The 23519-nt window shown below is 68.4% G+C and carries 26 protein-coding genes; 14 read left to right on the plus strand and 12 right to left on the minus strand.

The features are described from left to right. The first annotated feature begins 289 nt into the window (after positions 1 to 289). The 6 genes from BM43_RS13300 to BM43_RS13325 all read left to right on the plus strand — a co-directional run bounded on the left by BM43_RS13300 (position 290) and on the right by BM43_RS13325 (position 5016). The gene (locus BM43_RS13300) at positions 290 to 1447 is read left to right on the plus strand and encodes a porin (protein WP_036028684.1); all 1158 of its coding nucleotides are present in this window, start codon (positions 290 to 292) and stop codon (positions 1445 to 1447) included. Positions 1448 to 1652: 205 nt separating this feature from the next. Then, entirely contained in the window at positions 1653 to 1913 is a 261-nt protein-coding gene (locus BM43_RS13305) for a DUF2866 domain-containing protein (RefSeq protein ID WP_013691577.1), read from the plus strand. Between the two features lie 124 nt (positions 1914 to 2037). Continuing rightward, entirely contained in the window at positions 2038 to 2439 is a 402-nt protein-coding gene (locus tag BM43_RS13310; protein ID WP_036055266.1) for a DUF6232 family protein, read from the plus strand. A gap of 413 nt (positions 2440 to 2852) precedes the next feature. Further along, entirely contained in the window at positions 2853 to 3077 is a 225-nt protein-coding gene (locus BM43_RS13315) for a hypothetical protein (RefSeq protein ID WP_036055265.1), read from the plus strand. Continuing rightward, positions 3077 to 4165: a FecCD family ABC transporter permease gene (locus BM43_RS13320; protein WP_036055264.1), complete on the plus strand. Its 1089-nt coding sequence runs from the start codon at positions 3077 to 3079 to the stop codon at positions 4163 to 4165. The genes BM43_RS13315 and BM43_RS13320 overlap by 1 nt, the downstream gene beginning before the upstream one ends. A gap of 23 nt (positions 4166 to 4188) precedes the next feature. Beyond that, entirely contained in the window at positions 4189 to 5016 is an 828-nt protein-coding gene (locus tag BM43_RS13325; RefSeq protein ID WP_036055263.1) for a heme ABC transporter ATP-binding protein, read from the plus strand. Between the two features lie 93 nt (positions 5017 to 5109). Here BM43_RS13325 and ltaE read toward each other — a convergent pair whose 3' ends face one another. The 4 genes from ltaE to BM43_RS13345 form a co-directional block, all read right to left on the minus strand. Beyond that, positions 5110 to 6126 carry a low-specificity L-threonine aldolase gene (ltaE, locus tag BM43_RS13330; protein ID WP_036055262.1) on the minus strand — a complete coding sequence of 339 codons (1017 nt, stop codon included), beginning with the start codon at positions 6124 to 6126 and terminating at the stop codon, positions 5110 to 5112. A 167-nt stretch (positions 6127 to 6293) separates the two neighbouring features. Next, positions 6294 to 6752 carry a MarR family winged helix-turn-helix transcriptional regulator gene (locus BM43_RS13335; RefSeq protein ID WP_230676389.1) on the minus strand — a complete coding sequence of 153 codons (459 nt, stop codon included), beginning with the start codon at positions 6750 to 6752 and terminating at the stop codon, positions 6294 to 6296. Between the two features lie 968 nt (positions 6753 to 7720). Beyond that, entirely contained in the window at positions 7721 to 8317 is a 597-nt protein-coding gene (locus BM43_RS13340; RefSeq protein ID WP_036055261.1) for a YMGG-like glycine zipper-containing protein, read from the minus strand. A 14-nt stretch (positions 8318 to 8331) separates the two neighbouring features. Next, positions 8332 to 8700 (minus strand): hypothetical protein, encoded by a 369-nt coding sequence (locus BM43_RS13345; RefSeq protein ID WP_013691584.1) that lies wholly within the window; start codon positions 8698 to 8700, stop codon positions 8332 to 8334. 582 nt (positions 8701 to 9282) lie between these two features. Between BM43_RS13345 and BM43_RS13350 the strand changes: the two genes are divergently transcribed. From BM43_RS13350 to BM43_RS13360, 3 genes are read left to right on the plus strand one after another with little or no spacing between them, the layout of a single operon-like run. Then, complete coding sequence (locus tag BM43_RS13350) at positions 9283 to 10707, plus strand: cytochrome ubiquinol oxidase subunit I (protein WP_013691585.1); 1425 nt, start codon at positions 9283 to 9285, stop codon at positions 10705 to 10707. A gap of 38 nt (positions 10708 to 10745) precedes the next feature. Next, on the plus strand, positions 10746 to 11753 hold the full coding sequence (cydB, locus tag BM43_RS13355) for a cytochrome d ubiquinol oxidase subunit II (protein ID WP_013691586.1): 1008 nt from the start codon (positions 10746 to 10748) through the stop codon (positions 11751 to 11753). Next, the gene (locus BM43_RS13360; protein WP_036055260.1) at positions 11725 to 11904 is read left to right on the plus strand and encodes a hypothetical protein; all 180 of its coding nucleotides are present in this window, start codon (positions 11725 to 11727) and stop codon (positions 11902 to 11904) included. Before cydB ends, BM43_RS13360 begins: the two co-directional genes overlap by 29 nt. 37 nt (positions 11905 to 11941) lie before the next feature. Here BM43_RS13360 and BM43_RS13365 read toward each other — a convergent pair whose 3' ends face one another. The 6 genes from BM43_RS13365 to BM43_RS13390 form a co-directional block, all read right to left on the minus strand. Next, complete coding sequence (locus tag BM43_RS13365; protein ID WP_036055259.1) at positions 11942 to 12865, minus strand: LysR family transcriptional regulator; 924 nt, start codon at positions 12863 to 12865, stop codon at positions 11942 to 11944. Positions 12866 to 13052: 187 nt separating this feature from the next. Then, positions 13053 to 13763, minus strand: coding sequence for an SDR family oxidoreductase (locus BM43_RS13370; protein ID WP_029950627.1), 711 nt, complete (start codon positions 13761 to 13763; stop codon positions 13053 to 13055). Positions 13764 to 13830: 67 nt separating this feature from the next. Further along, positions 13831 to 14409, minus strand: coding sequence for an ester cyclase (locus tag BM43_RS13375; protein ID WP_080742042.1), 579 nt, complete (start codon positions 14407 to 14409; stop codon positions 13831 to 13833). A gap of 54 nt (positions 14410 to 14463) precedes the next feature. After that, a complete protein-coding gene (locus tag BM43_RS13380) occupies positions 14464 to 15564 on the minus strand; it encodes an alkene reductase (protein ID WP_036055258.1) in 1101 nt (366 codons plus the stop codon). Between the two features lie 75 nt (positions 15565 to 15639). Continuing rightward, a complete protein-coding gene (locus BM43_RS13385) occupies positions 15640 to 16026 on the minus strand; it encodes a VOC family protein (protein WP_036055257.1) in 387 nt (128 codons plus the stop codon). A gap of 278 nt (positions 16027 to 16304) precedes the next feature. Then, positions 16305 to 17375 (minus strand): phytoene/squalene synthase family protein, encoded by a 1071-nt coding sequence (locus BM43_RS13390; protein ID WP_036055256.1) that lies wholly within the window; start codon positions 17373 to 17375, stop codon positions 16305 to 16307. 298 nt (positions 17376 to 17673) lie between these two features. Between BM43_RS13390 and BM43_RS13395 the strand changes: the two genes are divergently transcribed. Further along, positions 17674 to 17961 (plus strand): hypothetical protein, encoded by a 288-nt coding sequence (locus tag BM43_RS13395; protein ID WP_025099366.1) that lies wholly within the window; start codon positions 17674 to 17676, stop codon positions 17959 to 17961. 144 nt (positions 17962 to 18105) lie between these two features. Here BM43_RS13395 and BM43_RS13400 read toward each other — a convergent pair whose 3' ends face one another. Next, a complete protein-coding gene (locus BM43_RS13400) occupies positions 18106 to 18642 on the minus strand; it encodes a carboxymuconolactone decarboxylase family protein (RefSeq protein ID WP_036028655.1) in 537 nt (178 codons plus the stop codon). Between the two features lie 217 nt (positions 18643 to 18859). Here BM43_RS13400 and soxR point away from each other — a divergent pair, with 217 nt between their 5' ends. After that, on the plus strand, positions 18860 to 19375 hold the full coding sequence (soxR, locus tag BM43_RS13405; protein WP_036055255.1) for a redox-sensitive transcriptional activator SoxR: 516 nt from the start codon (positions 18860 to 18862) through the stop codon (positions 19373 to 19375). Between the two features lie 2 nt (positions 19376 to 19377). Here the strand turns inward: soxR and BM43_RS13410 are convergent, their stop codons facing one another. Next, on the minus strand, positions 19378 to 20310 hold the full coding sequence (locus BM43_RS13410; protein WP_036028921.1) for a LysR family transcriptional regulator: 933 nt from the start codon (positions 20308 to 20310) through the stop codon (positions 19378 to 19380). Between the two features lie 206 nt (positions 20311 to 20516). Here BM43_RS13410 and BM43_RS13415 point away from each other — a divergent pair, with 206 nt between their 5' ends. The 3 genes from BM43_RS13415 to BM43_RS13425 all read left to right on the plus strand — a co-directional run bounded on the left by BM43_RS13415 (position 20517) and on the right by BM43_RS13425 (position 23453). Next, entirely contained in the window at positions 20517 to 21731 is a 1215-nt protein-coding gene (locus BM43_RS13415) for a YbfB/YjiJ family MFS transporter (RefSeq protein WP_036055254.1), read from the plus strand. A gap of 33 nt (positions 21732 to 21764) precedes the next feature. Then, on the plus strand, positions 21765 to 23075 hold the full coding sequence (locus tag BM43_RS13420; RefSeq protein WP_036055253.1) for an MFS transporter: 1311 nt from the start codon (positions 21765 to 21767) through the stop codon (positions 23073 to 23075). A gap of 159 nt (positions 23076 to 23234) precedes the next feature. Then, on the plus strand, positions 23235 to 23453 hold the full coding sequence (locus BM43_RS13425; protein ID WP_013691600.1) for a hypothetical protein: 219 nt from the start codon (positions 23235 to 23237) through the stop codon (positions 23451 to 23453). Positions 23454 to 23519: the final 66 nt, after the last annotated feature.

Consider the following 23519-nt stretch of genomic DNA (forward strand, 5'->3'; position numbering starts at 1 on the left):
CCCCTCTTCTGTCATGAACGAGCGGCGCATGCTCGCATGACCGGCCGGTCGGTCCAACCAAGCATTGCTGATGGGCATCGATGCTGTTGCGCGAAAAGCAAACGCGGAATCGTCATATCGATTGCGGGCGCAACCGTCATATCGTCTGCTGTGGTGCGGGCGCTACATTCTGAACTATGACAATCACTGTCACATTCATTACCTGCCCCGCCGATAAAGTGCGGTCCGTTCCTTCCAAACGCCTTCAAGAGCGCGGAACCGCACAACCTTATTTCGCTCGGAGATTGCCTTGAACAAGAAACTGTTGACCATCGCCGTGCTCGCCGCCACGGCCAGCGCTGCCCACGCACAAAGCAGCGTCACGCTGTACGGGATCATCGACGCCGGTATCAGCTACGTTAACCACAGCAAGAACGCCGCCGGCGGTTCGAGCAAGCTGTTCAAGTACGACGACGGCGTTGCCCAGGGCAGCCGTTGGGGCCTGCGCGGCACGGAAGACCTCGGTGGTGGCCTGAAGGCGATCTTCGTGCTCGAAAACGGCTTCAACAGCGGCAACGGCACGCTGGGCCAGGGCGGCGCGCTGTTCGGCCGTCAAGCCTACGTCGGCCTGAGCCAGACGCAATACGGCACGGTCACGTTCGGCCGCCAGTACTCGTTCTCGACCGACATCCTCGGTTCGAACTACTCGACGGGTGGCAACACGGTCGTCGGCAACTACGCTTACCACGTCAACGACATCGACCAACTGACCTCGAGCCGCATCAACAACTCGGTCAAGTATCAGAGCGCGAACTACTACGGCTTCACGTTCGGCGCCTTGTACGGCTTCTCGAACCAGGCTGGCGCGTTCGCCGGCGCGAACTCGACGACGGTCGGCACGACCACCACGGCGGGCTCGTCGCGTGCCTACAGCTTCGGCGTGAACTACGCGAACGGTCCGGCATCGATCGGCGCGGCCTACACGGACATCCGCTTCCCGGGCCAAGCAACGCCGTCGTTCTCGACGACGATCGCCAACATCGGCACGGGCACGGTGCGTGACCTGCGCACGTTCGGCGTCGGCGGCCGCTACATCTGGGGCCCGGCAACGGCATGGCTGCTGTGGACGAACACGCAGTTCGACGCGATCAACCTGGCCGGCACCAAGTACAACGCGTACGAAGCGGGCCTGAAGTACGCGCTGACGCCGGCTCTGTCGGGCGCCGTCGGCTACACGTACTCGAACGCCACGCAAGGCGGCAACTCGTACCACTGGAACCAGGTCAACGGCACGGTCGACTACGCGCTGTCCAAGCGCACCGACGTGTATGCCCTGGCTGTCTACCAGCAGGCTTCGGGCCACGGCGTGCAAGCGCAGATCGGCTCGAGCACCAGCTACTTCAACACGTCGGGCACGGGTTCGAAGAACCAGATCGCTGCTCGCGTCGGCATCCGCCACAAGTTCTAAGCAAGCGCTTCACTCGCGAAGACACTACGGCAGAAACGCCTCGCCATTCGGCGGGGCGTTTTTTTTCGGCTTTTAAGTTTCATTTAATTCTGGATTGAGAGCATCCTCTCACCCCCCCTGTTGGCCGCCTGAGCATCGGCGGCTTTTTTTTTGATCGTATGCCGGGCGGCAGCCGCCACCGGACGAGACAGGACCGGAGGAAACGATGATCGAAGATATTGTTTTCAGCCATCTCCCCATGATTCTGACGCGCGAGCACGCGTTCCCGGTCCAGAGCTGCCGCGTCTCGGTGGCCATGCAACGTCCCTGGGGCCGACCTTATCGGCTGGTCGAGTGGACCATGCACCTCGACGCTCCAGCGCGACGCCGCATCGTCCCCGCCGAAAGCACCGACGAGCAGATCGCCGAGGCGGTCGCCTCGCACGTGCCGGGCCGGCTCTACGAGGACGGCGCCTCGCTGTTCTGACGCGCCGTTCGCGGCGGCGCGGCATTCAGGTTTCCTGATCGTCGTCATCCCGCCAGCCGGCCGTCACGGGCAGGCGCGGCGGGAATTCTGCTACCCTCCCCGTTTTCCGCTACGCATCTCATCCATGGAAAACGCATTCAACGAACGTGGCGTCAGCGTGACCCGCAACGGCCTGTCCTGCGCCGGGCTGGTGTTCCCGCTGCGCGAGATTCGCGACCTGAACGTGGTCACCGTCAACAAGAACGCGGTCGTGCCGATCCTGATCTCGCTGATCGGCGTGGCCGCGATCGCGGCCGGCGCGGTCTATGCCGTCAGCGGCGGCATCGTGGTCGGCGCGATGCTGGCCGTGGTCGGCTACCTGACCTGGATCACCCAGGACGTCACCTACCGGCTGATGGTGGATACCGCCGAGGGCAAGCGCGAGGCCGTGGTCAGCGTCGAGCGCGAGTTCGTCGAACGGGTCGCCCAGGTGGTGCGCGACGCCAAGGCCGCGCAGCCGGCCGCCACGGCGGCGGCTGCGAAATAGGCCGGGACGTCGGGCCCGCGGGCTCGATTGGCCGCGTGAGCGGTTTGGTTTTGCCTTTGCATGGCCCGGAGCGATCCGGGCCATGCGTTGTTTACGCCCGCTTATCTTCGTTTATGCCCGGCATTTTCCCCATCCGTCCTTGCCGGCTGGACGGCAACGGGGACGACGGGCTGGCGCCAGGCAGCGCCCCGGCTCGAAGTGGTTCGTCGCAATCGACCGTTAGTTGCTTGTTGGATCGATCAACCCGTGCTTTTGCCCATGAAATACGGCTCCCCGGCGTTGTACTGATAATCAGTCTCATCTAAGATCGCAGCTTTACGACTGTCTTTCGCCGGCCCGGCAGGTCGGCGGCACGCCAGCCAGGTGGATCTGCCACCGAGCCAGCCAAGCTCGACGCCTCAACGGGAGATCCCATGCACCGACATCCGCTGTTCCGCCGACTGCGCCGCGTGGCGCCGGCCGGCGCCTTCGACCTCCAGCAGCCCGGCACCGCCGCGGCGAACCCCGCTTCCGGCTCCGCCTTCGCGGTCGACGCGTATCAGGATCCGCTCGAGGCCGGCGGCGCCTCGTCCAGCGCGACCGCCGGCCAGGGGCGCGATGCCTCGGCCGCTGCCGTCACCGATCCGACCACCACCTGATGTCCGGCCTCTCCACGCTCGCCGGCAGCGGACCGGCCGCTCACGCCGGCACCTCGGCGATCGCGCGGCGTCGCACGATCGCGCGCGCGATGCTGGCCGCCACCGCCATCGCGCTGCTGCTCGCGATGCTGGCCGCCTGCTGCATCGGCGCCTACCGCCTGACGCCCGCGCAGTTGCTGGCCGCGCTGTTCGCGCCCGATGCCTCGCTGCAGCAGGCGCGCGCGGTCCTGCTCGAGATCCGCGCGCCGCGCGTGGTGCTCGCGGCCCTGGTCGGCATCGGTTTCGGCGCGGCCGGCGCGGCGATGCAGGCGCTGTTCCGCAATCCGCTCGCGGATCCTGGCCTGGTCGGCGTATCGAGCGGCGCAGCCCTTGGCGCGGCCGGCCTGATCGTGCTCGGCCCGATGCTTGCGTCCACAACCATTCCGGCCGGCTGGCTGCCGCTGGCCGCGTTCGCCGGCGCGCTGGCGGTGGCCGCCCTGGTCTATCGGCTCGCCGCCACGCGCGGCCGGCTCGCGCTGCCGCTGCTGTTGCTGGCCGGCATCGCGATCAATGCACTGGCCGGCGCGGCGATCGGCCTGCTCACCTATATCGCCAGCGATGCGCAACTGCGCTCGCTGACCTTCTGGAGCCTCGGCAGCGTGGGCGGCGCGCAATGGTCGACGCTGGCGGCGGTAGCGCCCTTGGCGCTGGCCGGCACCGCCTGGCTCGCACGCGAACGCGATGCGCTCAACGCCCTGCAGCTCGGCGAGGCGGAAGCCCTGCACCTGGGCGTGCCGGTGCAGCGCGTCAAGCGCGGCGTGCTGATCGCCACCGCGCTCGGCATCGGCGCGCTGGTTTCCTGCACCGGCGTGATCGGCTTCATCGGCCTGGTCGCGCCGCATTGCGTGCGGCTCGTCTGCGGGCCCGACCAGCGCGTGGTGATGCCGGGCGCGGCCCTGCTCGGCGCGCTGCTGGTGGTGGTGGCCGACCTGGTCGCGCGCACCGTGGTCGCGCCCGTCGAGATTCCGCTCGGCATCCTGACCGCGCTGATCGGCGCGCCGTTCTTTCTCGCGCTGCTGCGCAAGAGCCGCGACGCGCTCGGCGGCTGACGCGGCGCACTTCGAGTCCTCCCATGCTGATCGCCGATCGCCTCTCCATCGCCCGCGGCCGCACCGAAGTGCTGCGCGGGTTATCGCTGCGGCTCGTGCCGGGCGCCGTGACCGCCTTACTGGGCCGCAACGGCGCCGGCAAGAGCACCTTGCTCAAGGCCCTGGCCGGTGAATTCCACGGCGCGGGCGCCGCGCGCCAGGTGCGCCTGGGCGGGCGCGTGACGCTGAACGGCGAAGCGCTCGAGCATCTCGGCGCCGCCGCGCTGGCGCGCCTGCGCGCGGTGCTGCCGCAAGCCGCGCAGCCGGCCTTTCCCTTCGTCGCCGACGAACTGGTGATGCTCGGGCGTTATCCGCATACGCGACGCGCCGGCACGATCGCCGCGCGCGACCACGAAATCGTGCGCGAGTCGCTGGTGCTGGCCGGCGCCGGCGCACTGGCCGGCCGCGACGTGACGACCCTGTCGGGCGGCGAGCTTGCGCGCGTGCAATTCGCGCGCGTGCTCGCGCAGCTCTGGCCCGAGCACGACGTGCGGGACGCCAGCGCGGCGCCGCGCTATCTGCTGCTGGACGAGCCGACCGCGGCGCTCGACCTCGCGCACCAGCACCATCTGCTCGGCACGGTGCGCGAGTTGGCGCGCGACTGGCGGCTCGGCGTGCTGACGATCGTCCACGATCCGAACCTGGCCGCGCGCCATGCCGATCGCGTCGCGCTGCTGGCCGACGGCGAGGTGTTGGCCGAAGGCACCCCGGCCGAGGTGATGCGGCCGGCGCTGATCGAGCGCTGTTTCGGTTTCGCGGTGAAGATGGTCGAGACGGGCGACGGGGCGCCGCCGGTGATGGTGCCGGCCTGAGGGGCCGGTGGAGGCGAATAGGAAGCGGGATCGGGAAAGCGGCAGGGCAACGCAACGGCCCGCGCATCGCGCACGGGCCGCGAAGCGCATCGCTCAGCCGCGCCCCTTCTGCGCGAAGTACGCGCCCACCGCCTCGACGAAGGTATCGATATCATCGCCCGACACGTCGCGATGCGTGACGAAGCGCGAGGCATAGAGCATCTGCGTGAGAATCCCGCGTGCCTTCAGCCAGGCTTCGAGCGGCGCACAGTCGGCCTCGGGGAATTGCGCGAACACCATGTTGGTGGCCTGCGAGAGCACCTTCACCTGCTCGATGCGCGCCAGGCCCTCGCCCAGGCGCGCGGCGTTCGCATGATCCTCGGCGAGGCTCTCGACATGATGGTCGAGCGCGTACAGACAGGCTGCCGCCAGCACGCCCGACTGGCGCATCCCGCCGCCGAGCACCTTGCGCCAGCGCGCGGCGCTATCCAGCAGCGCGCGGCTGCCCACCAGCACCGAGCCGACCGGCGCGCCGAGCCCCTTCGAGAAACAGATCGAGATGGTGTCGAACGGCGCGCACAGCGCCGCGAGCGGCTTGCCGCTCGCCACCGCCGCATTGCACACGCGCGCGCCGTCCAGGTGGGTGGCCAGGCCCTTGCCGCGCGCCAGCGCGGTGGCTTCGTCGACATAACCGGCCGGCAGCACCTTGCCGCCGATGGTGTTCTCGAGCGCGAGCAGGCGCGTGCGCGCGAAGTGGTTGTCGATGGGCTTGATCGCGGCGGCGATCCGCTCGAGCGGCAGCGTGCCGTCGGCGGCATTGTCGATCGGTTGCGGCTGGATGCTGCCGAGCACCGCCGCGCCGCCGCCTTCGTATTTGTAGGTATGAGCCTGCTGGCCGACCAGGTATTCGTCGCCGCGCCCGCAATGGGCCATCAGCGCCGCGAGATTGCTCTGCGTGCCGCTCGGAAAGAACAGGCCGGCTTCCTTGCCGGCCCGCTCGGCCACCGCGGCCTGCAATCGTGCGACGGTCGGATCATCGCCCCAGACGTCGTCGCCGAGTTCGGCGGCAGTCATCGCGGCCAGCATCGGCTGGCTCGGGCGAGTCACGGTATCGCTACGTAGATCGATCATCGGGGCGTCCTCGGAGAAGCGCCGGCATCGCCGACGCGTGAACCTGGAAAAAATCCGAGTGTACGCAATTCACTGCGCGCTTGCGTGCCGGGGCATGAAAACGGGCAGTGAACCCCGAACCAATACAGACCGGTATCCCTTGCAGTGAGACCGCCGATCGCGAACGATCAGGCGTTTTCCTCGCAACAGACATGCAGGTCGCGGCACGTGCCATCGGCCTGCACCGCGCGTTCGAGATTCGCGTTGACGCGGCATAGCAGGGTGGCGAGCTGCGCGCGCTCGTCCTCGCTGAAGCCGTCGAGCGCGATGCGCCCGGCCTCGTCGAGCACGGCCTTGCCCTCGGGCAGCTTGCGCATCGCATCCTCGGTCAGGGAGATCAGGCGACTGCGCTTGTCGTCCGGGTCGGGCACGCGACATACCAGGCCGTCGCGCTCCATGCGATTGAGCAACTGCGCCATGCTCGGCTGCTCGACCTGCATGCGCCGGGCAAGCTCGGCCTGCGACAAGGCACCGGAAACCTTCAGAAGGCCCAGCACCGGGACCTGGCTGAGCGCGAAACCGAGTTCGCGCAAGGGCCTGTCGACGACGCGCGTATAGAGCCGCGTGGTGAGGCCTACCAGTTTCAATGGAGGTGTCGATGAATCTTCCATCTCGCGGAGCATCTCTCGGAAATTAGTTGATTAAAAATGGTAATCGATCGTCCCGGCTTTTCCCATATACGACTGTAAATAACCCTTACCCAAACCGTGAAATGTGTGAAACGGGGATTAGCCGCTGCCGCCAAAAATGCCGGCCGATTCGAACCGTGCCACGCCGTCCCTCGCACGATCGCAGTGCATCCGCCCGCACTGGAGGTGCACCGATTCGAAACGTCGGGCCTCGCAGCGCATCGACGCCGCACGATACCGTGAGCGGACGCACGGCACGTTCCCGCCTGCGTATACCCGCAATATCGACACGTGCCCCTTACGCTAAAGCTCCTCATTTGCAGACAACTTGAGCTTGATCAAAGTATTGACATGCGAACCCTCGGGGTCGGAGTCAACCCATGCTTCGAAAACATTGCATATGCATGGTTTATCCCGAGGTTTATTGGGTTCGTGGCCATCCGCATGCGCTCACGACTGCCCAGGCTTCAGCGGAAATTGGCAAGTCGGCGGGATGGATGATGGCGAAAAATGCGAATGGGTTGCAATATCAGTTGCGCGCACAACTGATATTCCTGGAAAGAAGACATAAACCATACATGCGTTCCGAAATTCGACACGATAGGTCGCGGGACCTTGCGAAGGCCTCTCGCCGAAATCTCGAAGTTTGTGATTACTAGCGTGAGAAGCTAATGCCGGCACGATAAAAGACCGGATTACGAAGGATTACCGAGGGGAGATGAAGAGACGGGGAAATGCGTGGAAGCGCTCGGACGAGGTGCCTCGTCGAGGGTATCGTCGCTTGTCGTGGTCGGAGGAAAGCGCGTGACGATGCGAGATGCGTCACCTCGCAGGATGCCGTCGAACCCGCCGCAGCGATTCGACGCGATGTGATGCGATGCGCGACGCGCATGCATCACATCATGCCGGGTCATGCGACAGGTCAATCAATCCGGTGGCGGCATGTCGGGCGGCGGAGGCGGCGTATATCCGCGATTGCCGCCATAAGCACCGCCCTGGTAGCCCGCGTTCGGCGGCGGTGCGCCATACGCGCCGCCGCCATAGCCACCGCCGTTGCCACCATAGGCCCCGCCGCGCACGCGGCCCGGCACCGGCACGCGATCGCCGGCCGCGTACATGCATTGCATGTACGCGTAGTCGTAGCGACGCTGCACGTCATAAGCCGAGCCCTGCGCGGTGCCCATGCCGACCACGCTGCCCGCCAGCAAGCCGGCACCCGCGCCGACCGCCGCGCCGCGTCCGCCGTTGAAGGCTGCGCCGGCCGCCGCGCCGAGCGCGGTGCCGATCGCCGCGCTGCCGACCGCGCTCGCGGTGGCCGCCTGGTTGGCCGACACGCCGCCGACCTGGTTGGCGGCGTACTGACGGCAGTTGCCGTCGTCGACCTGGAACTGGTCGAAGCTCTTGCCGGTGCCGGGCAAGGCCATCACGCTGGGTCCGGGCGGCATCACCGCGCAGGCGCTCAGCAAGCCGACGCCGGCCGCGGCGAACGCCCAGCGCCCGCCATTGCGAATTTCGAATCTCATGGCTCGCCTCGTCATCATTGCGGCGGCCGGGCCGGCACTTCACGCCAGCCCGACGAGCAGGTCTTCACATAGGGGTAGTAGCGACGCGAGGCGTTGCAGTAATACCAATAACCCGGCTGCAGCGGCGGCGCGCCGGCCTCGGGCGGCGGCGGCGCCGGTTCGGGCTGGCCCTGCTCGACATACTCGGGCGGCGGCGCCGGCTCGACCGGCACCGCGACCAGCGGCGGCGGCGCGTAGTAGATGGGCGGCGGCCCCCAATACGGCCCCCAGCCGGGACCCCAGCCTGGGCCGATGAACACCCCCACCCGCGCCGCATGGGCGGCACTCGTGGCAGTCACGGCGGCGATCGCCGCGACGCCGAGCACGATCTTCAGTTTGCTCACTTCACGCTCCGGGATACACGGGACACTGGCCCCGCGATTGTCGATACCCGAGACGCTACTCGCGCGTGCCGCGACTTCAATTACGAGTCTGCGCAAGGATTTTGCCGGTCGTTACAAGCGTGTCGAGATGATGGCGGAATGGTCTTTCATCGTTCGATCCGCATTACCCGGTAACGCGCGGAAATATTTGGGAAGGCGGCCTGGCACGCCACCTCGGCGGCTTCGTCAGCGCAGTGGAAGCGATACGACAGGCAAGCGAAAATACGCGCCCGATGCCGCGCTGTCGCAACCTCGCGCCTTGCCGCCGCCCGGATATAGCGGTTGATTGCCGCAGGTGCGGCACGCCACCGCACCCAAGACCTCGCCGACCGGCCGCCATTTTTTTGATGCTTATCAAAGCGTTATCTCGATATTGATCGAGAGCAGGAAAACCGCGCGCACAAAGTGCGACGAGTTGGCACATTTCACCGAGGAATCGCGATCCCGATACTGCCCACATCCCCGATGCCGAGATGTATCGCGCGGCGAAGGGAGGGCCGCCCGGCACCCGCCCGCGGCCGTCGCACGATCGGTCACACGCTCATGGAAACCGCCCTGTCTGCCCTGGATCTGGCCCGCCTGCAGTTCGCCTTCACGGTCTCGTTCCACATCGTCTTCCCCGCCCTCAGCATCGGCCTCGCGAGCTTCATCGCGGTACTCGAGTATCGATGGCTGAAGACCGGCGAGCCGCACTACAAGACGCTCTGCCTCTACTGGTCGAAGATCTTCGCGGTGGCCTTCGGGATGGGCGTGGTGTCGGGCGTGGTGATGAGCTACGAGTTCGGCACCAACTGGGGCGGCTTCTCGAGCTTCGCCGGCGCCGTCACCGGCCCGCTGCTGATGTACGAGGTGATGACCGCCTTCTTCCTCGAGGCCGGCTTCCTCGGCATCATGCTGTTCGGCTGGAACCGCGTGAGCCCGCGCGCCCATTTCGGCGCGACCCTGATGGTGGCGATCGGCACGCTGATCTCGACCTTCTGGATCCTCGCCTCCAACAGCTGGATGCAGACCCCGCAGGGTTTCGAGATCGTCGACGGCCGCGTGGTGCCGACCGACTGGCTCAAGATCATCTTCAATCCCTCGTTCCCGTACCGGCTCGCCCACATGGCGATCGCGGCCTTCATCGTCGCCGCGCTGGTGGTGGCCGCCACGGGCGCCTGGCACCTGCTCAAGGGCCGCCGCGACAAGACCGTCACCACCATGTTCTCGATGGCGCTGGGCCTGCTGCTGATCCTCGCGCCGATCCAGGCGGTGGTCGGCGACCAGCACGGTATCAACACGCTCAAGTACCAGCCGGCCAAGATCGCCGCGATCGAGGGCCTGTGGGAAACCGAGCAGGGCGGCACCGCGCTGAACCTGTTCGGCATCCCCGACATGCAGGCCGAAACCACCCATTACGCGCTCAAGGTGCCGCACCTCGGCAGCCTGATCCTCACGCACAGCTGGGACGGCGAGATCCGCGGCCTGAAGAGCTTCCCGGCCGAGGACCGGCCGAACTCGACCCTGGTGTTCTGGACCTTCCGCGTGATGGTCGGCCTGGGCTTCGCGATGATCGGCCTGGCACTGGCCGGCTGGCTGCTGCGCCGCCGCGGCCGCCTCTACGAGGCGCGCTGGTTCCACAAGCTCGCGCTGGTGATGGGGCCGACCGGCTTCATCACGCTGCTGGCCGGCTGGATCACCACCGAGGCCGGCCGTCAGCCCTGGGTCGTGTACGGCGTGATGCGCACCGCCAACGCCGCCTCGCCGCTGACCACGCAGCAGGTCGGGCTGTCGCTGCTGACCTTCATCTGCGTCTACTTCCTGGTGTTCGGCACCGGCATCTACTACCTGCTGAAGCTGATCAATGCCGGCCCGGCGCTGCCGGATGCGCCGCAAGGCCCGCACGGCGACGATGGCGGCAAGCGCCACGGCGAGCAATCGGGCCGCCGCCCGCTGTCCGCGCCCGAGCAGATGATCGACGCGGCCTGAACGCCTCGGCCACGACAGAACACGCACAAGGAACCATCATGGACATCACCGTCATCTGGGCAGCGATCATCGCGCTCGGCCTCTTCATGTACGTGGTGCTCGACGGCTTCGACCTCGGCATCGGCATCGTCTTCCCCTTCTTTCCCGACGAACGCGAGCGCGACCTGATGATGAACACCGTCGCGCCGGTCTGGGACGGCAACGAGACCTGGCTGGTGCTGGGCGGCGCCGGGCTGTTCGCGGCCTTCCCCGTCGTCTACTCGACGGTCTTGTCGGGGCTCTACCTGCCGCTGATCTTCATGCTGGTCTGCCTGATCTTCCGCGGCGTGTCCTTCGAGCTGCGCGCCAAGGCGCGCCGCACCAAGCATCTGTGGGACCTGGCCTTCATCGGCGGCTCGGCCGGCGCGACCTTCTTCCAGGGCATCGCGCTGGGCGCCTACCTGCAGGGCATCCCGGTGCGCGACGGCCAGTTCGCGGGCGACCCGTTCGGCTGGCTCAGCGCCTTCTCGCTGCTGACCGGGCTGGGCCTGGTGGCCACCTACGCGCTGCTCGGCTGCTGCTGGCTGGTGGCGAAGACCGAGGGCGACCTGCAACGCCGCCTGCATCGCGTGGTGCTGCCGCTGACCCTGGTGCTGCTGGCCTTGATCGGCATCGTCAGCCTGTGGACGCCGCTGCAGGAGCCCGCCGTGGCGCAGCGCTGGTTCGGCTCGGGCCTGTTCGTCTACCTGATGCCGGTGCCGTTCCTGGTGGTGGCCTGCGGGGCCTGGATGGTTCGCGCGGTGCGCCAGCGCCGTGATACGCTGCCCTTCGTGCTCGCGCTGGCGATCGTCGCGCTCGGCTACATCGGCCTGCTGGTGAGCCTGTTCCCCTATGCGATCCCGCGCAGCGTCACGATCTGGCAGGCGGCCGCGCCGCATTCGAGCCAGGTCTTCACCCTGGTCGGCGCGGCCGTGATCATCCCGATCATCATCGCCTACACGACCTTGGGCTACTGGGTATTCCGGGGCAAGATCCGCCATGAAGACCAGCACTACTACCACCACTGAAAAACGCGCCGCCGCAGCCGGCGGCAAGCGCCGCCTGCCGGGCTGGCTGTGGTTCGTCCTGCTCTGGATGGGCGGCGTGGCCGGCGCGGTCGCGCTCGGCTACGCCTTCAAGATCTTCATGAACCTCACGCTGTTCGCCGTCACCAGGTAGGCCCGGGCGCTTCGGCGCCGACGTGGCGGCGCGCCGCTCAACGCAGGAACGGCGCGATCTCCTCGGCGGCCTCGCCGAATCGTTCCTGCAGGAAGTCGAGCAACGCGCGCACCCGCGGCGCCAGGTACTGGCTGCGCTGGAACAGCGCGTGCACCGTCATCTCGGGGCAGCGCCACTCGGGCAGCAGCATCACCAGCCGCCCCGCGCGCAGGTCCGCGCCCACGTCCCAGATCGACTTCATCACCACGCCGCGTCCCTCGATCGCCCATTCCCGCGCCAGCGCGCCGTCGTTGGTCTGCCGGGCGCGCGCCAGCGGCGCGCTCACCTGCACCGTCTCGCCCTCGCGCGAGAACTTCCACTGGTTCGCCACCCCGGCCGAGGAACTGAGCAGCACGAAACGATGCTCGCCGAGTTCCTCGGGATGGCGCGGCGCGCCATGCGCGGCCAGGTAGGCGGGCGAGGCGCACAGCACGCGGCGGTTGTCGGCCAGGCGCTTGGCGACCATGCCGCTGTCGGCCGGCACGCCGAAGCGGATCGCCAGGTCGATGTCGTCGTGCAGCAGGTTCGACAGCGAATCGGCCAGCACCAGGCTCAGCGCCACCTGCGGATGCAGGTCGTTGAATTCGTCGAGCCAGCGGCGCAGCACCACGCGGCCGAAATCCGAGGTCGCCGACACGCGCAGCGCGCCGCCGATCGAGGCGCGCCCGAGCTGCAGCGCGCTGCGCGCGTCGTCGAGCGTCTGCAGCGCGTGCTGGCAATGCGCGAGATAGAGCCGCCCCTCGTCGGTCAGGCGCAGCTTGCGCGTCGAGCGCTCGAACAACTGCGTGCTCAGTGCCCCTTCGAGCTTGATCAGCCGCGCGCTGGCCGCCGCCGGCGAGAGGCCGAGCTTGCGGCCGGCCGCCGACAGGCTGCCGAGGTTCGCGGCTTCCACGAAGAGACGGATGTCGCCGAGGTTGTCCATGCTGGCGGGTCGCGTGATGGCGGGAGCGTGATCGGGCCGGGCACGGCAGCGCCCGGGCGGCGCCGCGCAGCGCTTCGGCGCGGCAGGGGCATGGTAACGCGAGGCGCGCGCCACACGAACGGGCGCGCGGGAGAAATCGGGCGGGCCTCGCATTCATGCGCGGCCCGCCCTTCGCCCTTGCCTCGCCTCAGGCGATCGCGCCGCCGCCGTCGACCAGCACGGTCGAGCCGGTCGCATAAGGCGTCGCGGCGAGATAGACGATCGCGTTCGCGACATCTTCCGGCTGACCCACGCGCCGCGCCGGCAGGCGCGCCGCCGCGCCCGCGTACATCTTCTCGCGCGCGGCCTCGTCGAGCTTCGACCATAGCGGCGTCGCGATCATCCCCGGCGAGACGGTATTGACGCGAACCGGTGACAGTTCCAACGCGAGGCCACGCGCCAGCGCCTCTAGCGCGGCATTGATCGCCCCCTGCAGCACCGACGCGCTGCTCGGCCTCACGCTGAGGAAACCCGAAACCAGCGTGAGCGAGCCGCCCTCGCGGATCCGCGCCGCCCGCGCGACGCGATAGGCGCCCCAGAACTTGCTGTCCATCGCGGCCTGCGCGTCCTTCAGTTCGAGACCGCGCACCGGGCCGGTGGCCGTCTGCGCCGCCGACACCACCACATGGTCGAACTCGCCCGCCGCATCGAGGAAGGCGCGCACGCTCGCCTCGTCGGTGATGTCCATCACGCCGGTGCGCACGCCCTGGCCGATCCGCGCCGCGCTGGCGGCCAGCTTGCCGCTGTCGCGCGAGACGATGGTCACCGTCGCGCCGCGTTCGACGAAGGCGCGCGCCGCCGCCTCGCCGATGCCCGAGCTGCCGCCCACCACCAGTACCTGCTTGCCGTCGAAATTCATGATGCCTTCCTCCCTTCGATGATTGCCGATGGACGCCCGCCCGGGCGCCCTTGCGATGCGCCCTGGTTCAGGGCTTCACGACGCCCAGTTGCCGCAGGAACGTCAGGTTGTCCTCCAGATGCCAGTTCTCGGCGATCCGGCCATCGCGGATCCGGTAGATGTCGGTGGCGACGAAGTCGACCGGCTGGCCCTTGCCCTGCACGCCCTGGAAGCTGCCGCTGAAGTGTCCGCGAAAGCGCAGGTGCGTGATCACGCGGTCGCCGGCCACGATCATCTGCTCGACCTCGGCATGCACGTCGGGCACCGCGGCATGAAATCCCTTCGAGGCCGCCAGCGGCCCGGCCAGGCCTTGCGGCCGGCCCGGCGGCAAGGTGCGGTCCATGAAGTCGGGGGCAAGCGCCTCGCGTGCCTGTGCCTCGTCGCCGGTGGTCCAGAACGTGTCGTAGAGCCGGGCCGCGCGAATCTGCGCGGCCAGTTGTTGCGGCGGCAGGCTATGGTCGACGATCAACTGCTTCGGCTGCACCAGTTGATCGTCGCCGTTCGGTGCGGCGATGGCCGGCGACGCGAAGATCGCCATCAACGCCAGGGCCGCGGCTGCCAGCCCCGTACTTGCTTGTATCGATCGGGTTTTCATCTTGACCTCCATCCTTGTTCATCGCTCGTGAAATGCGCGCGTCGTGATTCGAGAGCCACGCGCCGCTCAGCGGGCCAGCGCCGGGTAGTCGCTGTAGCCGCGCTCGTCGCCGCCGAACAGCGTGGCCCCGTCGAAATCGGCCAGCGGCAGGCCTTCGGCGAGCCGTCGCGGCAGGTCCGGATTGGCGACGAACTTGCGACCGAACGCGATGAAATCGGCATAACCGTTCGCCAGCACCCAGTTGGCGCGCTCGAGGTCGTACTTGCCCGCCACGATGATCGGCCGCGCGAAGCGCTCGCGGATCTCGCGGCGGAAGCTTTCGGTGAATTGCGGGGCATCGTCCCAGTCGGCCTCGACCAGGTGCAGGTAGGCGATGCCGCGCGCCTGCAGCCAGGCCGCCGCGTCGAGGATGGTCGGCAGGATGTCGGGGCAGGCCATGCCGCGCGCGGTCAGGAACGGCGCGAGGCGGATCGCGGTGCGCTCGGCGCCCACTTCCGCGGCCACCGCGTCGACCACCTCCTGCAGGAAGCGCAGGCGGTCCTCGCGCGAGCCGCCGTATTCGTCCTCGCGTCGGTTCGAGGTGGTGCGCAGGAACTGATCGACCAGGTAGCCGTTCGCGCCGTGGATCTCGACGCCGTCGAAGCCGGCCTCGATCGCCCTGCGCGCGGCCTGGCGGAAGTCCTGCACGATCTGCCGGATCTCCTCATGGCGCAGCTCGCGCGGCGTCGGGCAGTCCACCATCGCGCCGATGCCGGTGGCCGGATCGACCTTCCAGATCTGGCCGTCGAAGGGCACCGCCGAGGGCGCCACCGGCAGTTCGCCGCCGTGGAAATCGGGATGCGACATGCGCCCGACGTGCCACAGCTGCAGGAAGATGCGGCCGCCCTCGGCATGCACGGCATCGGTCACCAGGCGCCAGCCTTCGCGCTGCGCATCGCTGTGGATGCCGGGCGTGAACGAATACCCCTTGCCCTGCGGCGTGATCTGGCTGGCCTCGGTCACGATCAGCGCCGCCGAGGCGCGCTGCGCGTAGTAGCGCGCATTCATCGCGTTCGGGATGTCGCCGGGCTGGGTGCTGCGGGCACGCGTCATCGGCGCCATCACGATGCGGTGGGCGGTGTCTCGACCGGCCAGTCTGGCGGGATTGAAAAGTTCTGCAGTGCTCATGATCGATGTGTTCCTGGCGAGAAGTGGATCGGTTTGGATTCGGGTTTGGGAAGACGGCAGCGGCCTGCGCGGGGCTCAATACGCGGCCGGGCCCAGCGCGGTGACGAATTCGAAGGCGACGCCGGGCGCGAGCGCCACGAACAACTGCAACTCGTTCGACAGCGGCACTTCGCTGAGCTGGTAGCCGATGCCGCGATGGTCCAGGCGTTCGACCAGGGCATGCCATTCGTCGCGATCCTCGATGCGCAGCGCGACATGATCGATGCGCGGCACGCTGCGCGCGGCCGTGGCCGCCACGGTGGCGCGCACCACGTGGATCACCGGGCGGCCGGCGGCATAGAACCAGCCGCCATCCACCGCGAACGGCGGACGCGCGCCGCGCGTCAGGCCGACCACCTCGGCCAGGAAGCGGCAGGTGCTGTCGAGCTGGTCGGTGACGATGGTCGCGTGATCGAGTTGCATGATTCGCCCTGGGCGGTGAAGAACTGGTGCCCATTCTGAATACGGCGGTCGATATTGATAATTAGGCCGACGCTTGAAGTATTTTCAAATTTTTTGGAAAGATCGCGGAAACCGAGCAAGCGACGGGCGACGCAAGGGAAAGGCGGGGGGTAGGAGCGAGGCTTCAGGCGAATGCCGAAGCGCTCGAGATCAAGACAGGCGAGGATGCAGGGCGCAGGGCGCGCCGCTGTTCGACGATATCGCGGCTGGCCGGCTCACCGCGCCGGCCGCGCCCCGTCTCAACGGTGACGCGCGACCACGGCGGCGTCGAGCACCCGCTCGATATCACCGAGCAGGCGATCGAACCAGCGACGCAGCGAGCCATTCGAGAGCGAACGCGGGATCGACCACGCCACCGCCTTGTAGACCTCGTTGCGACGCACCTTCGAGGCGCGGCCCGGCTCGATCCAGTTCGGGTTCGACACTAGCAGCCGCAAGGTCATCAAGCCGATCACGATCGGCCAGATGCAGGCCAGCCGCAGCCGCATCGCGCGCGGCGGGATCGCGAAGGTGTAGTCGATGCCGGCACGGTAATGCGCCAGCGCGACGCGCACCAGGTCGAACATCACCGGACGCGCGAGCTGCGAGGCATCCTGGCCGAGCAGGTCGCCGGGCGCGATGCGCCCGCGCGCGAGGCGATCGGCGGGCAGGTAGCAACGGCCGATCCGCAGGTCCTTGGCCGCATCGCGCAGCACGTTGGTGAGCTGCAGCGCCTTGCCGAAGCGGATCCCGAGCGCCTTCATCTCGTCGGCATCGCGCTTCACCACGCCGGGCTCGTGCAGGAAGGTCATGGTGGTCCAGAACTCGCCGACGCAGCCGGCCACCATGTAGGTGTAGCGATCGAGCGCGGCATCGTCGGGCAACGCGACCAGTTGCCCCGAGGTTTCGTCCGGGAACGTGACCAGGTCGAATTCCATGCCCTCGCTCAGCGTCGTGACGATGCCGCGCACGGCCGCGCGATCGGCGTCGTCGAGCTGCACCAGGATCCCGAGCGCCGGGCCCAGCGACTCGAGCAGCACCTTCTCGTCGGAATCGGTCTGCTGGCCCGCCACCTCGGCGGCGATGCTGCGCAGCGCGGCCTCGTCGGGCCGGCCATTGACCTGCGCGCGCAGCGACAGCAGCCATTCGAGGCGTCGCGCCGGCGGCAGCAGCGAAGTGTCGGCGATCGTGTCGGCCGCGCGGGCCAGCAGATAGGCCAGGCCGATCGGATCGCGCATGCCGACGGGCAGCACGGCGAGCGTCAGGTAGAACGAGCGCGATACCCCTTTCAGCAGGGGGCCGAGCAGGAACGCGCGGGAAGCTTGGGTCATGCGATATGGGATCAGTCGTGAATTCCGGGCTGCCGCATTGTAGCCGGCAATGCGGCCGGGGCTGTGGCGGGAGGGCGTTGGCGGTTTATGCGCAAAAAGTTTTATTTTTTTAGTGTGTCCGAAAAAGTACTACAAATTTCGGACAAACCACCAGTCATCCGATTTGCCGGTACCGGACACGCGCGCAACAAAAAAGCGCCCCACTGCGCATAAATACGAGCAAGCCACGACCTATCGCTCCGCTCCCCCACCGCGATGCGTACAATCGCACCCATTTGAACCCAAGGTGGTGCCGACGATGGCAATGAAGAAGACGGATCTGGAAAAGAACAAGGCGCTGAAGCTGACGCAATCGATGAAGGCATCGAGCTCGCAGCGCTTCGGCAAGGGCGCGACCGACACGGCCGCGCTCGACCGGCGCGAGCGCCGTCGCATCGAGCAGGCGCAAGGCCTGGTGCCGTTCGCCTGCAAGCTCAATGTCGAGTTGGTTGCGGACCTGCAGAAGCAGGCGGCCGATCATCCCGAAGGCATGACCGGCCTGTTGACCGAGCTGCTGACGGCCGGCCTCGCGCAACGCGCGCAATAAGGCCGAAGCCGGCGGCCCGCAGCCAGCCTGGCTGCCGGGCACCGGCCCCTTGCGGGCCCGCGCGAGTCACCCCTCGCGCCTCGGCCCCGGCCTTCCGATACGCGGCACGGCCCTTTCGGCCAGGCTCGCCGCGCTTACCTCCCCTCACGCCACCGCCGGAAAATCCAGCGTCGTGTCGTTGGCGCGATTCACGAGGTTGGTGAACGTGATCGACGCGATCGCGAGGCTGACCTCGATCACCTGACGTTCCGTGAAGCCGGCCGCGATGAAGTGGTCGAGCTGCTCGGCCGGCACCGTGCCGCGCGTGCTCACCACGCTGCGCACATAGGTCACCAGCGCGTCGCGCTTCACATCGCCGGTCGGCTCGCCGGCGCGGATCTGGCGCATCGCTTCCGGCGACAGCCCGGCGAACTTGCCGGCCAGCGTATGGGCGGCAATACAGTAGTCACAGCCGGCGTTCTCGCTGACGGCGAGCTTGATCGTCTCGATCTCGGCCTTGCTCAGCGTGCCGCCGGCCAGGATCGCGTCGATGCCGAGCATGGCGGCCAGCGCTTCGGGATGGTGGGTGCCGATCGTCGCGTAGGCGTTCGGCACCTTGCCGACGGCCTTGCGGATCTTCGTGAACAGTTCGGCGGTGCTGCCGGTTGCATCGGCGACGGCGAGGGTGGACAGACGGGACATGGTGCGCTCCTGGTTTCAGTGGGTCGTCACGGCTGTGACGGTGAAGCCAGTTTAGGCGCGCCAGGCGAGTTGATTAATGCTCGCATCTCGCATATTCATGCTCGTTCGTCTCATTTCATCCACCGTCACGCCGTATCAGCATCTCGAGGACTAGAGTGGCGGACAGCCTGAAAGCTCAAGTGAACTTGAAGAAAACGGAAATTTTCGGGAGGCTCGAATGACCGTCCAACGCAAGACCCCGGACCCGCTGATGCCGATCAGCGAGGTGGCCAAACGCAGCGGCGTGGCCGCCTCGGCGCTGCGTTTCTACGAATCGCGCGGGCTGATCGAATCGGTGCGGCAGGGCAGCAGCCGGCGCTCGTTCCCGCGCTCCTCGCTGCGCCGCATCGCCTTCATCGTGTTCGCGCAGCGCATCGGCTATTCCCTGGACGAGATCGCCGGGCAACTGGCCAGCCTGCCCACCGCCAAGCTGCCGGCCAATCGCGACTGGCAGCGGCTCTCGGCAGGATGGAAGCAGCGCGTGAGGGACAAGATCGAGGAGCTGGAACGGCTCGATATCGACCTGGACCACTGCATCGGCTGCGGGTGCCTGTCGCTCAAGCGCTGCAAGCTGACCAACCCCAACGACCGGGCCGCGCGCTCGGGGCCCGGCGCGCGGCGCTGGCTCGGCGATCCGCCGCCGGAGGATCTGCCGCCGGTAGTCGCCGCGGATGCCGAACGCGGCGAGAACTGAATTCAGGCCGCGACCGTCGGCTCCTGCGCGCCGCGCCGCCCGCGCACCGGCACGCCCGTGCTCGACTGCCGGTAGACGCGTCTGGCCAGCTCCAGGAAGGCCGTCATCGCGCTCGACACATAGCTGTCCTCACGACGCACGAACAGCGTCTCGACCATCGCCAGCTCGCGCGGCAGGCGGTGGATGGCGACGTCGCCGGCGGTCACCGCGTCGGCCACCACGCCCTTGGGCAGCAGGGTGATGCCGACGCCGGCCGACACGCAGTTGACGATCGCGTCGAGCGAGCCGAATTCGAGCGGCCTGGCCACCACGATCCCCAATCCCGCGAGAAACGCGTCGAGCCGCTGGCGATACGAGCAGCCGAACTGGAACACCACCGTCTTCAGGTCGCGCGCGCCGGGCAGGTCCTTCAAGGTGCGGATCGCCGGGCTGGTCACCAGCACCAGTTCCTCGGTGAACACCGGCTCGACATGCAGGGCCGGATGCCGGATCGGCCCGGCCACGAAGGCGCCGTCGAGCCGATAGTCGATCACGTCCTGCATCAGCCCGGCGGTGGTGCCGGCGCTCACCACCAGCCGCACGTCGGGCCAGGTGCGCGCGTATTCGGTCAGCAGCGGCGACAGGCGCAGCGCCATGGTGGTTTCGAGCGTGCCCAGCGTGAGCGTGCCGGTCGGCTCGCCGCTGTCGGTGGCCGCGGCGCGCGCCTCCGACACCAGTTGCGAGATGCGGCCGACGAAGGGCAGCATGCGCTGCGCGGCCGGCGTGATGGTCACGCCGCGCGCGTGACGCTGGAACAGCGCCACGCCGAGTTCGTCCTCGAGCGCGCGGATCCGCGCGGTCACGTTCGACTGCACCGTGTGCAGCTCCGCCGCCGCCTTGTTCATGCTGCCATGGCGGGCGACGGCTTCGAAGGTCTTCAGGTCGGCTATGTCCATGATCGTCAGGAGTACGCGTGAAAACGTGCAGGCGCCGCGCGGGCTATCGATGAACCGATTGTAGCGAGGCGGCCCGCGCGCCGGGTAACGGGAAATCAGCATAACAGCTATCTCGATTCCAGATATCCCTTATCTCGACAAATCAGTTCTGAGGATCGGTGATCGCGCGTACGCTGCGGCTATCGAATCGAGTGAAGGGAACGCATATGGAACGCGCCGTCGACTCCCACGCTCACGCGAGGCGCGAGACGCGCGGCGTGAGCCTCGGGCGGGCCACCCTGTCCGGCTTCAGCGCCAGCCTGGTCGGCATCGGCCTGGCGCGCTTCGCCTATACGCCGCTGCTGCCGGCGATCGTCAACGCGCACTGGTTCGCGCCCTCGCTGGCCGCCTATCTCGGCGCGGCCAACCTGGCGGGCTACCTGGGCGGCGCGCTGGCGGGCCGCGCGCTGGCCGCCCGGGCCGGCGTCACGCTGACGCTGCGCACCATGATGCTGCTGGCCACCCTCGCCTTCGTGGCCTGCGCCTGGCCGCTGTCCTTCAGCTGGTTCTTCGCCTGGCGTTTCCTGGCCGGCATCGCCGGCGGCGCGCTGATGGTGCTGGCCGCCCCGACCGTGCTCGCGCACGTGCCGGCCTCGCGCCGCGGCCTGGCCGGCGGCGTGATCTTCATGGGCGTGGGCGTAGGCGTGGTGGCCTCGGGCACGGTCGTGCCGCTGCTGCTGCAGCGCAGCCTGCAGGACACCTGGCTCGGGCTGGCCCTGCTCTCGCTGGTGCTGACCGCGCTGGCCTGGCACGGCTGGCCGCGCGAGACCGCGCCGCGCGCCGCCGCGCCCGCGAGGCATCGCCGCACGAGCACGCCGCGCCCGCTGCGCGCGCTCTACGCCGAATACGCGCTGAACGCGGCCGGCTGGGTGCCGCACATGATCTTCCTGGTCGACTACGTCACGCGCGGCCTCGGCCAGAGCCTGCAGGTGGGCGCCGAATACTGGGTGCTGTTCGGCGTCGGCGCCACGCTGGGGCCGGTGCTGGCCGGCGCGCTGGCCGACCGGATCGGCTTCGGCCACGCGCTGCGCCTGGCCTTCGTGCTCGAGATCGGCGGCGTGGCGATTCCCGCGCTCGGGCTCGGGCCGTTCTGGCTGATGCTGTCGAGCGTGGTGGTCGGCGCCTTCGTCACGGGCACCGTGCCGCTGGTGCTGGGGCGCCTGCACGAGCTGCTCGCCCATCATCCCTCGCAGCAGGACCCGGCATGGCGCACCGCCACGGTCGGCTTCGCGCTGTGCCAGGCGCTCGCCGCCTACGGCCTGTCCTACGTGTTCTCGCAAAACGGCGGCGACTACCGCATGCTGTTCGCGATCGGCACCGCGGCGATGGTGCTGGCGCTCGCGATCGACCTCGTCGCCGGCATCCAGGCCCGCAAGGCCTGAACCCCGCACGGCTCATCCAAGGAAGACGCCACCATGTCCCGCCCCGCCGCCGCTCCCGAGCTCGCCATCCCGCCCGCTTCCACCCAGCCGCCCGAGGCGAGCGCCTACGTCGAGCGCAACGCCGCCTACTGGCGCCGCAACCTCGCCGTCTGCGTGTTCGGCTCGTTCACCACCCTGGTGAGCCTGAGCATGCTGCTGCCCTTCCTGCCGCTCTATGTCGAGCAGCTCGGCGTGCATTCGCCGGCCGGCATCGTGCAGTGGTCGGGCGTGGCCTTCGGCGCGACCTTCTTCGGCACGGCGATCACCGCGCCGCTGTGGGGGCGCCTGGCCGACCGATACGGCCGCAAGCCGATGCTGGTGCGTGCCGCGCTCGGCATGGCGGTGGTGATGTCGCTGATCGGCATCGCGCACAGCGTCGCGCAACTGGTGGCGCTGCGCCTCGCGGCCGGCCTGATCGGCGGCTACGCCTCGGCCTCGATCGTGATGGTCGGCACGCAGGCACCGCGCGAGCGCGCCGGCTGGGCGCTCGGTGTGCTGTCCACCGGCGCGCTGGCCGGCAACCTGGTGGGGCCGCTGGTGGGCGGCTTCCTGCCGGGCCTGGTCGGCATTCGCGGCACCTTCTTCGTAGGCGGCGCGATGATCGCGGTGGCCGCGGCGGCCACCATCGGCCTGGTGCGCGAGGATTTCGACCGGCGCATCGACGCGCGCCGCGACAGCGCGGGTGCCACGAAGGCCGGCCGGGCCGCCATGCCGCGCGCCGCCGGCCGCGCCGCGCTCGGCGCGCTGCTGCTGACCGCCATGATGGTGCTGCTCGCCAACATGTCGATCGAGCCGATCATTACCGTCTACATCGGCCAGCTCGGCGTGGCGCATGCCGCGCTGGCGCGCACCGCCGGCATCGTGATGGCCGCCTCGGCCTTCGGCAGCATGCTGACCGCGCCGCGCCTGGGCGCCCTGGCGGATCGCATCGGCGGCTGGCCGGTGATCATCGGTTGCCTGCTGGTGACGGGCCTGGTGATGCTGCCGCAGGCCTTCGTCACGCACTGGTGGCAGCTCGCCGTGCTGCGCGGCGCGATGGGCATGTCGCTGGCCGGCCTGCTGCCGGCGATCGCCAAGCTGGTGCGCCATTCGGTCGAGGAACACCGCTCCGGCAGCGTGCTCGGCTACCTGCAGTCGGCGCAGTTCTCGGGGCAGGTGGTGGGGCCGCTGATCGGCGGGCAGATCGGCGCGCATGTCGGGCTGCATGCGGTGTTCTTCGTCACCAGCGCGCTGCTGGTGCTGTGCGCGGCGCTGAATGCCTGGATCCACTTCCGGGGCCGGATCGCGGGTTCGGTGGGACGCTGAGGCAGGCTGCGGCGGCGTTCGGCGACATCGCTCCGGATCGGCGCAAATCGCGCGCCCCGCCCGGCATTGCTGCGTCGCACGAATTATTTTTTTCGGGCTTGGCGCGGGACTATTGACGTGCGATAACCGGGTTATCCCTTAGTCACCCGGAGCAAGACGATGGCCACGCTCGAGGCATTCCGCTCGGTGCTCGACGACGCGCACACGCCGGAAATCATCCGCAACCACATCATCGATTCGCTGCAGTACGCGCTGCGCAACTACGGCCAGGTGTTCACCACCAAGGAAGTGGAATGGCTCAGCACCTGGGACGATCCGCGCATTCCGCTGGCAGCGCGCAAGGAGATCGCCAAGCGCGAGCCGGCGCACGCCGACTGAAGCACTGGGGCTGAAGCATTGAAGCAGCGAGTCGGCCGTGCCGCGCGCACGAGCCGGCCCGCGCAT

This window comes from Burkholderia gladioli (assembly GCF_000959725.1).
Lineage (GTDB): Bacteria > Pseudomonadota > Gammaproteobacteria > Burkholderiales > Burkholderiaceae > Burkholderia > Burkholderia gladioli.

Coding starts and splice junctions, on each gene's coding strand:
- BM43_RS13305 (WP_013691577.1), top strand. CDS start 1,653: ATGATCGAAGATATTGTTTTCAGCCATCTCCCCATGATTCTGACGCGC.
- BM43_RS13310 (WP_036055266.1), top strand. CDS start 2,038: ATGGAAAACGCATTCAACGAACGTGGCGTCAGCGTGACCCGCAACGGC.
- BM43_RS13315 (WP_036055265.1), top strand. CDS start 2,853: ATGCACCGACATCCGCTGTTCCGCCGACTGCGCCGCGTGGCGCCGGCC.
- BM43_RS13320 (WP_036055264.1), top strand. CDS start 3,077: ATGTCCGGCCTCTCCACGCTCGCCGGCAGCGGACCGGCCGCTCACGCC.
- BM43_RS13325 (WP_036055263.1), top strand. CDS start 4,189: ATGCTGATCGCCGATCGCCTCTCCATCGCCCGCGGCCGCACCGAAGTG.
- ltaE (WP_036055262.1), bottom strand. CDS start 6,126: ATGATCGATCTACGTAGCGATACCGTGACTCGCCCGAGCCAGCCGATG.
- BM43_RS13340 (WP_036055261.1), bottom strand. CDS start 8,317: ATGAGATTCGAAATTCGCAATGGCGGGCGCTGGGCGTTCGCCGCGGCC.
- BM43_RS13350 (WP_013691585.1), top strand. CDS start 9,283: ATGGAAACCGCCCTGTCTGCCCTGGATCTGGCCCGCCTGCAGTTCGCC.
- cydB (WP_013691586.1), top strand. CDS start 10,746: ATGGACATCACCGTCATCTGGGCAGCGATCATCGCGCTCGGCCTCTTC.
- BM43_RS13360 (WP_036055260.1), top strand. CDS start 11,725: ATGAAGACCAGCACTACTACCACCACTGAAAAACGCGCCGCCGCAGCC.
- BM43_RS13365 (WP_036055259.1), bottom strand. CDS start 12,865: ATGGACAACCTCGGCGACATCCGTCTCTTCGTGGAAGCCGCGAACCTC.
- BM43_RS13370 (WP_029950627.1), bottom strand. CDS start 13,763: ATGAATTTCGACGGCAAGCAGGTACTGGTGGTGGGCGGCAGCTCGGGC.
- BM43_RS13375 (WP_080742042.1), bottom strand. CDS start 14,409: ATGGAGGTCAAGATGAAAACCCGATCGATACAAGCAAGTACGGGGCTG.
- BM43_RS13380 (WP_036055258.1), bottom strand. CDS start 15,564: ATGAGCACTGCAGAACTTTTCAATCCCGCCAGACTGGCCGGTCGAGAC.
- BM43_RS13385 (WP_036055257.1), bottom strand. CDS start 16,026: ATGCAACTCGATCACGCGACCATCGTCACCGACCAGCTCGACAGCACC.
- BM43_RS13390 (WP_036055256.1), bottom strand. CDS start 17,375: ATGACCCAAGCTTCCCGCGCGTTCCTGCTCGGCCCCCTGCTGAAAGGG.
- BM43_RS13395 (WP_025099366.1), top strand. CDS start 17,674: ATGGCAATGAAGAAGACGGATCTGGAAAAGAACAAGGCGCTGAAGCTG.
- BM43_RS13400 (WP_036028655.1), bottom strand. CDS start 18,642: ATGTCCCGTCTGTCCACCCTCGCCGTCGCCGATGCAACCGGCAGCACC.
- soxR (WP_036055255.1), top strand. CDS start 18,860: ATGACCGTCCAACGCAAGACCCCGGACCCGCTGATGCCGATCAGCGAG.
- BM43_RS13410 (WP_036028921.1), bottom strand. CDS start 20,310: ATGGACATAGCCGACCTGAAGACCTTCGAAGCCGTCGCCCGCCATGGC.
- BM43_RS13415 (WP_036055254.1), top strand. CDS start 20,517: ATGGAACGCGCCGTCGACTCCCACGCTCACGCGAGGCGCGAGACGCGC.
- BM43_RS13420 (WP_036055253.1), top strand. CDS start 21,765: ATGTCCCGCCCCGCCGCCGCTCCCGAGCTCGCCATCCCGCCCGCTTCC.
- BM43_RS13425 (WP_013691600.1), top strand. CDS start 23,235: ATGGCCACGCTCGAGGCATTCCGCTCGGTGCTCGACGACGCGCACACG.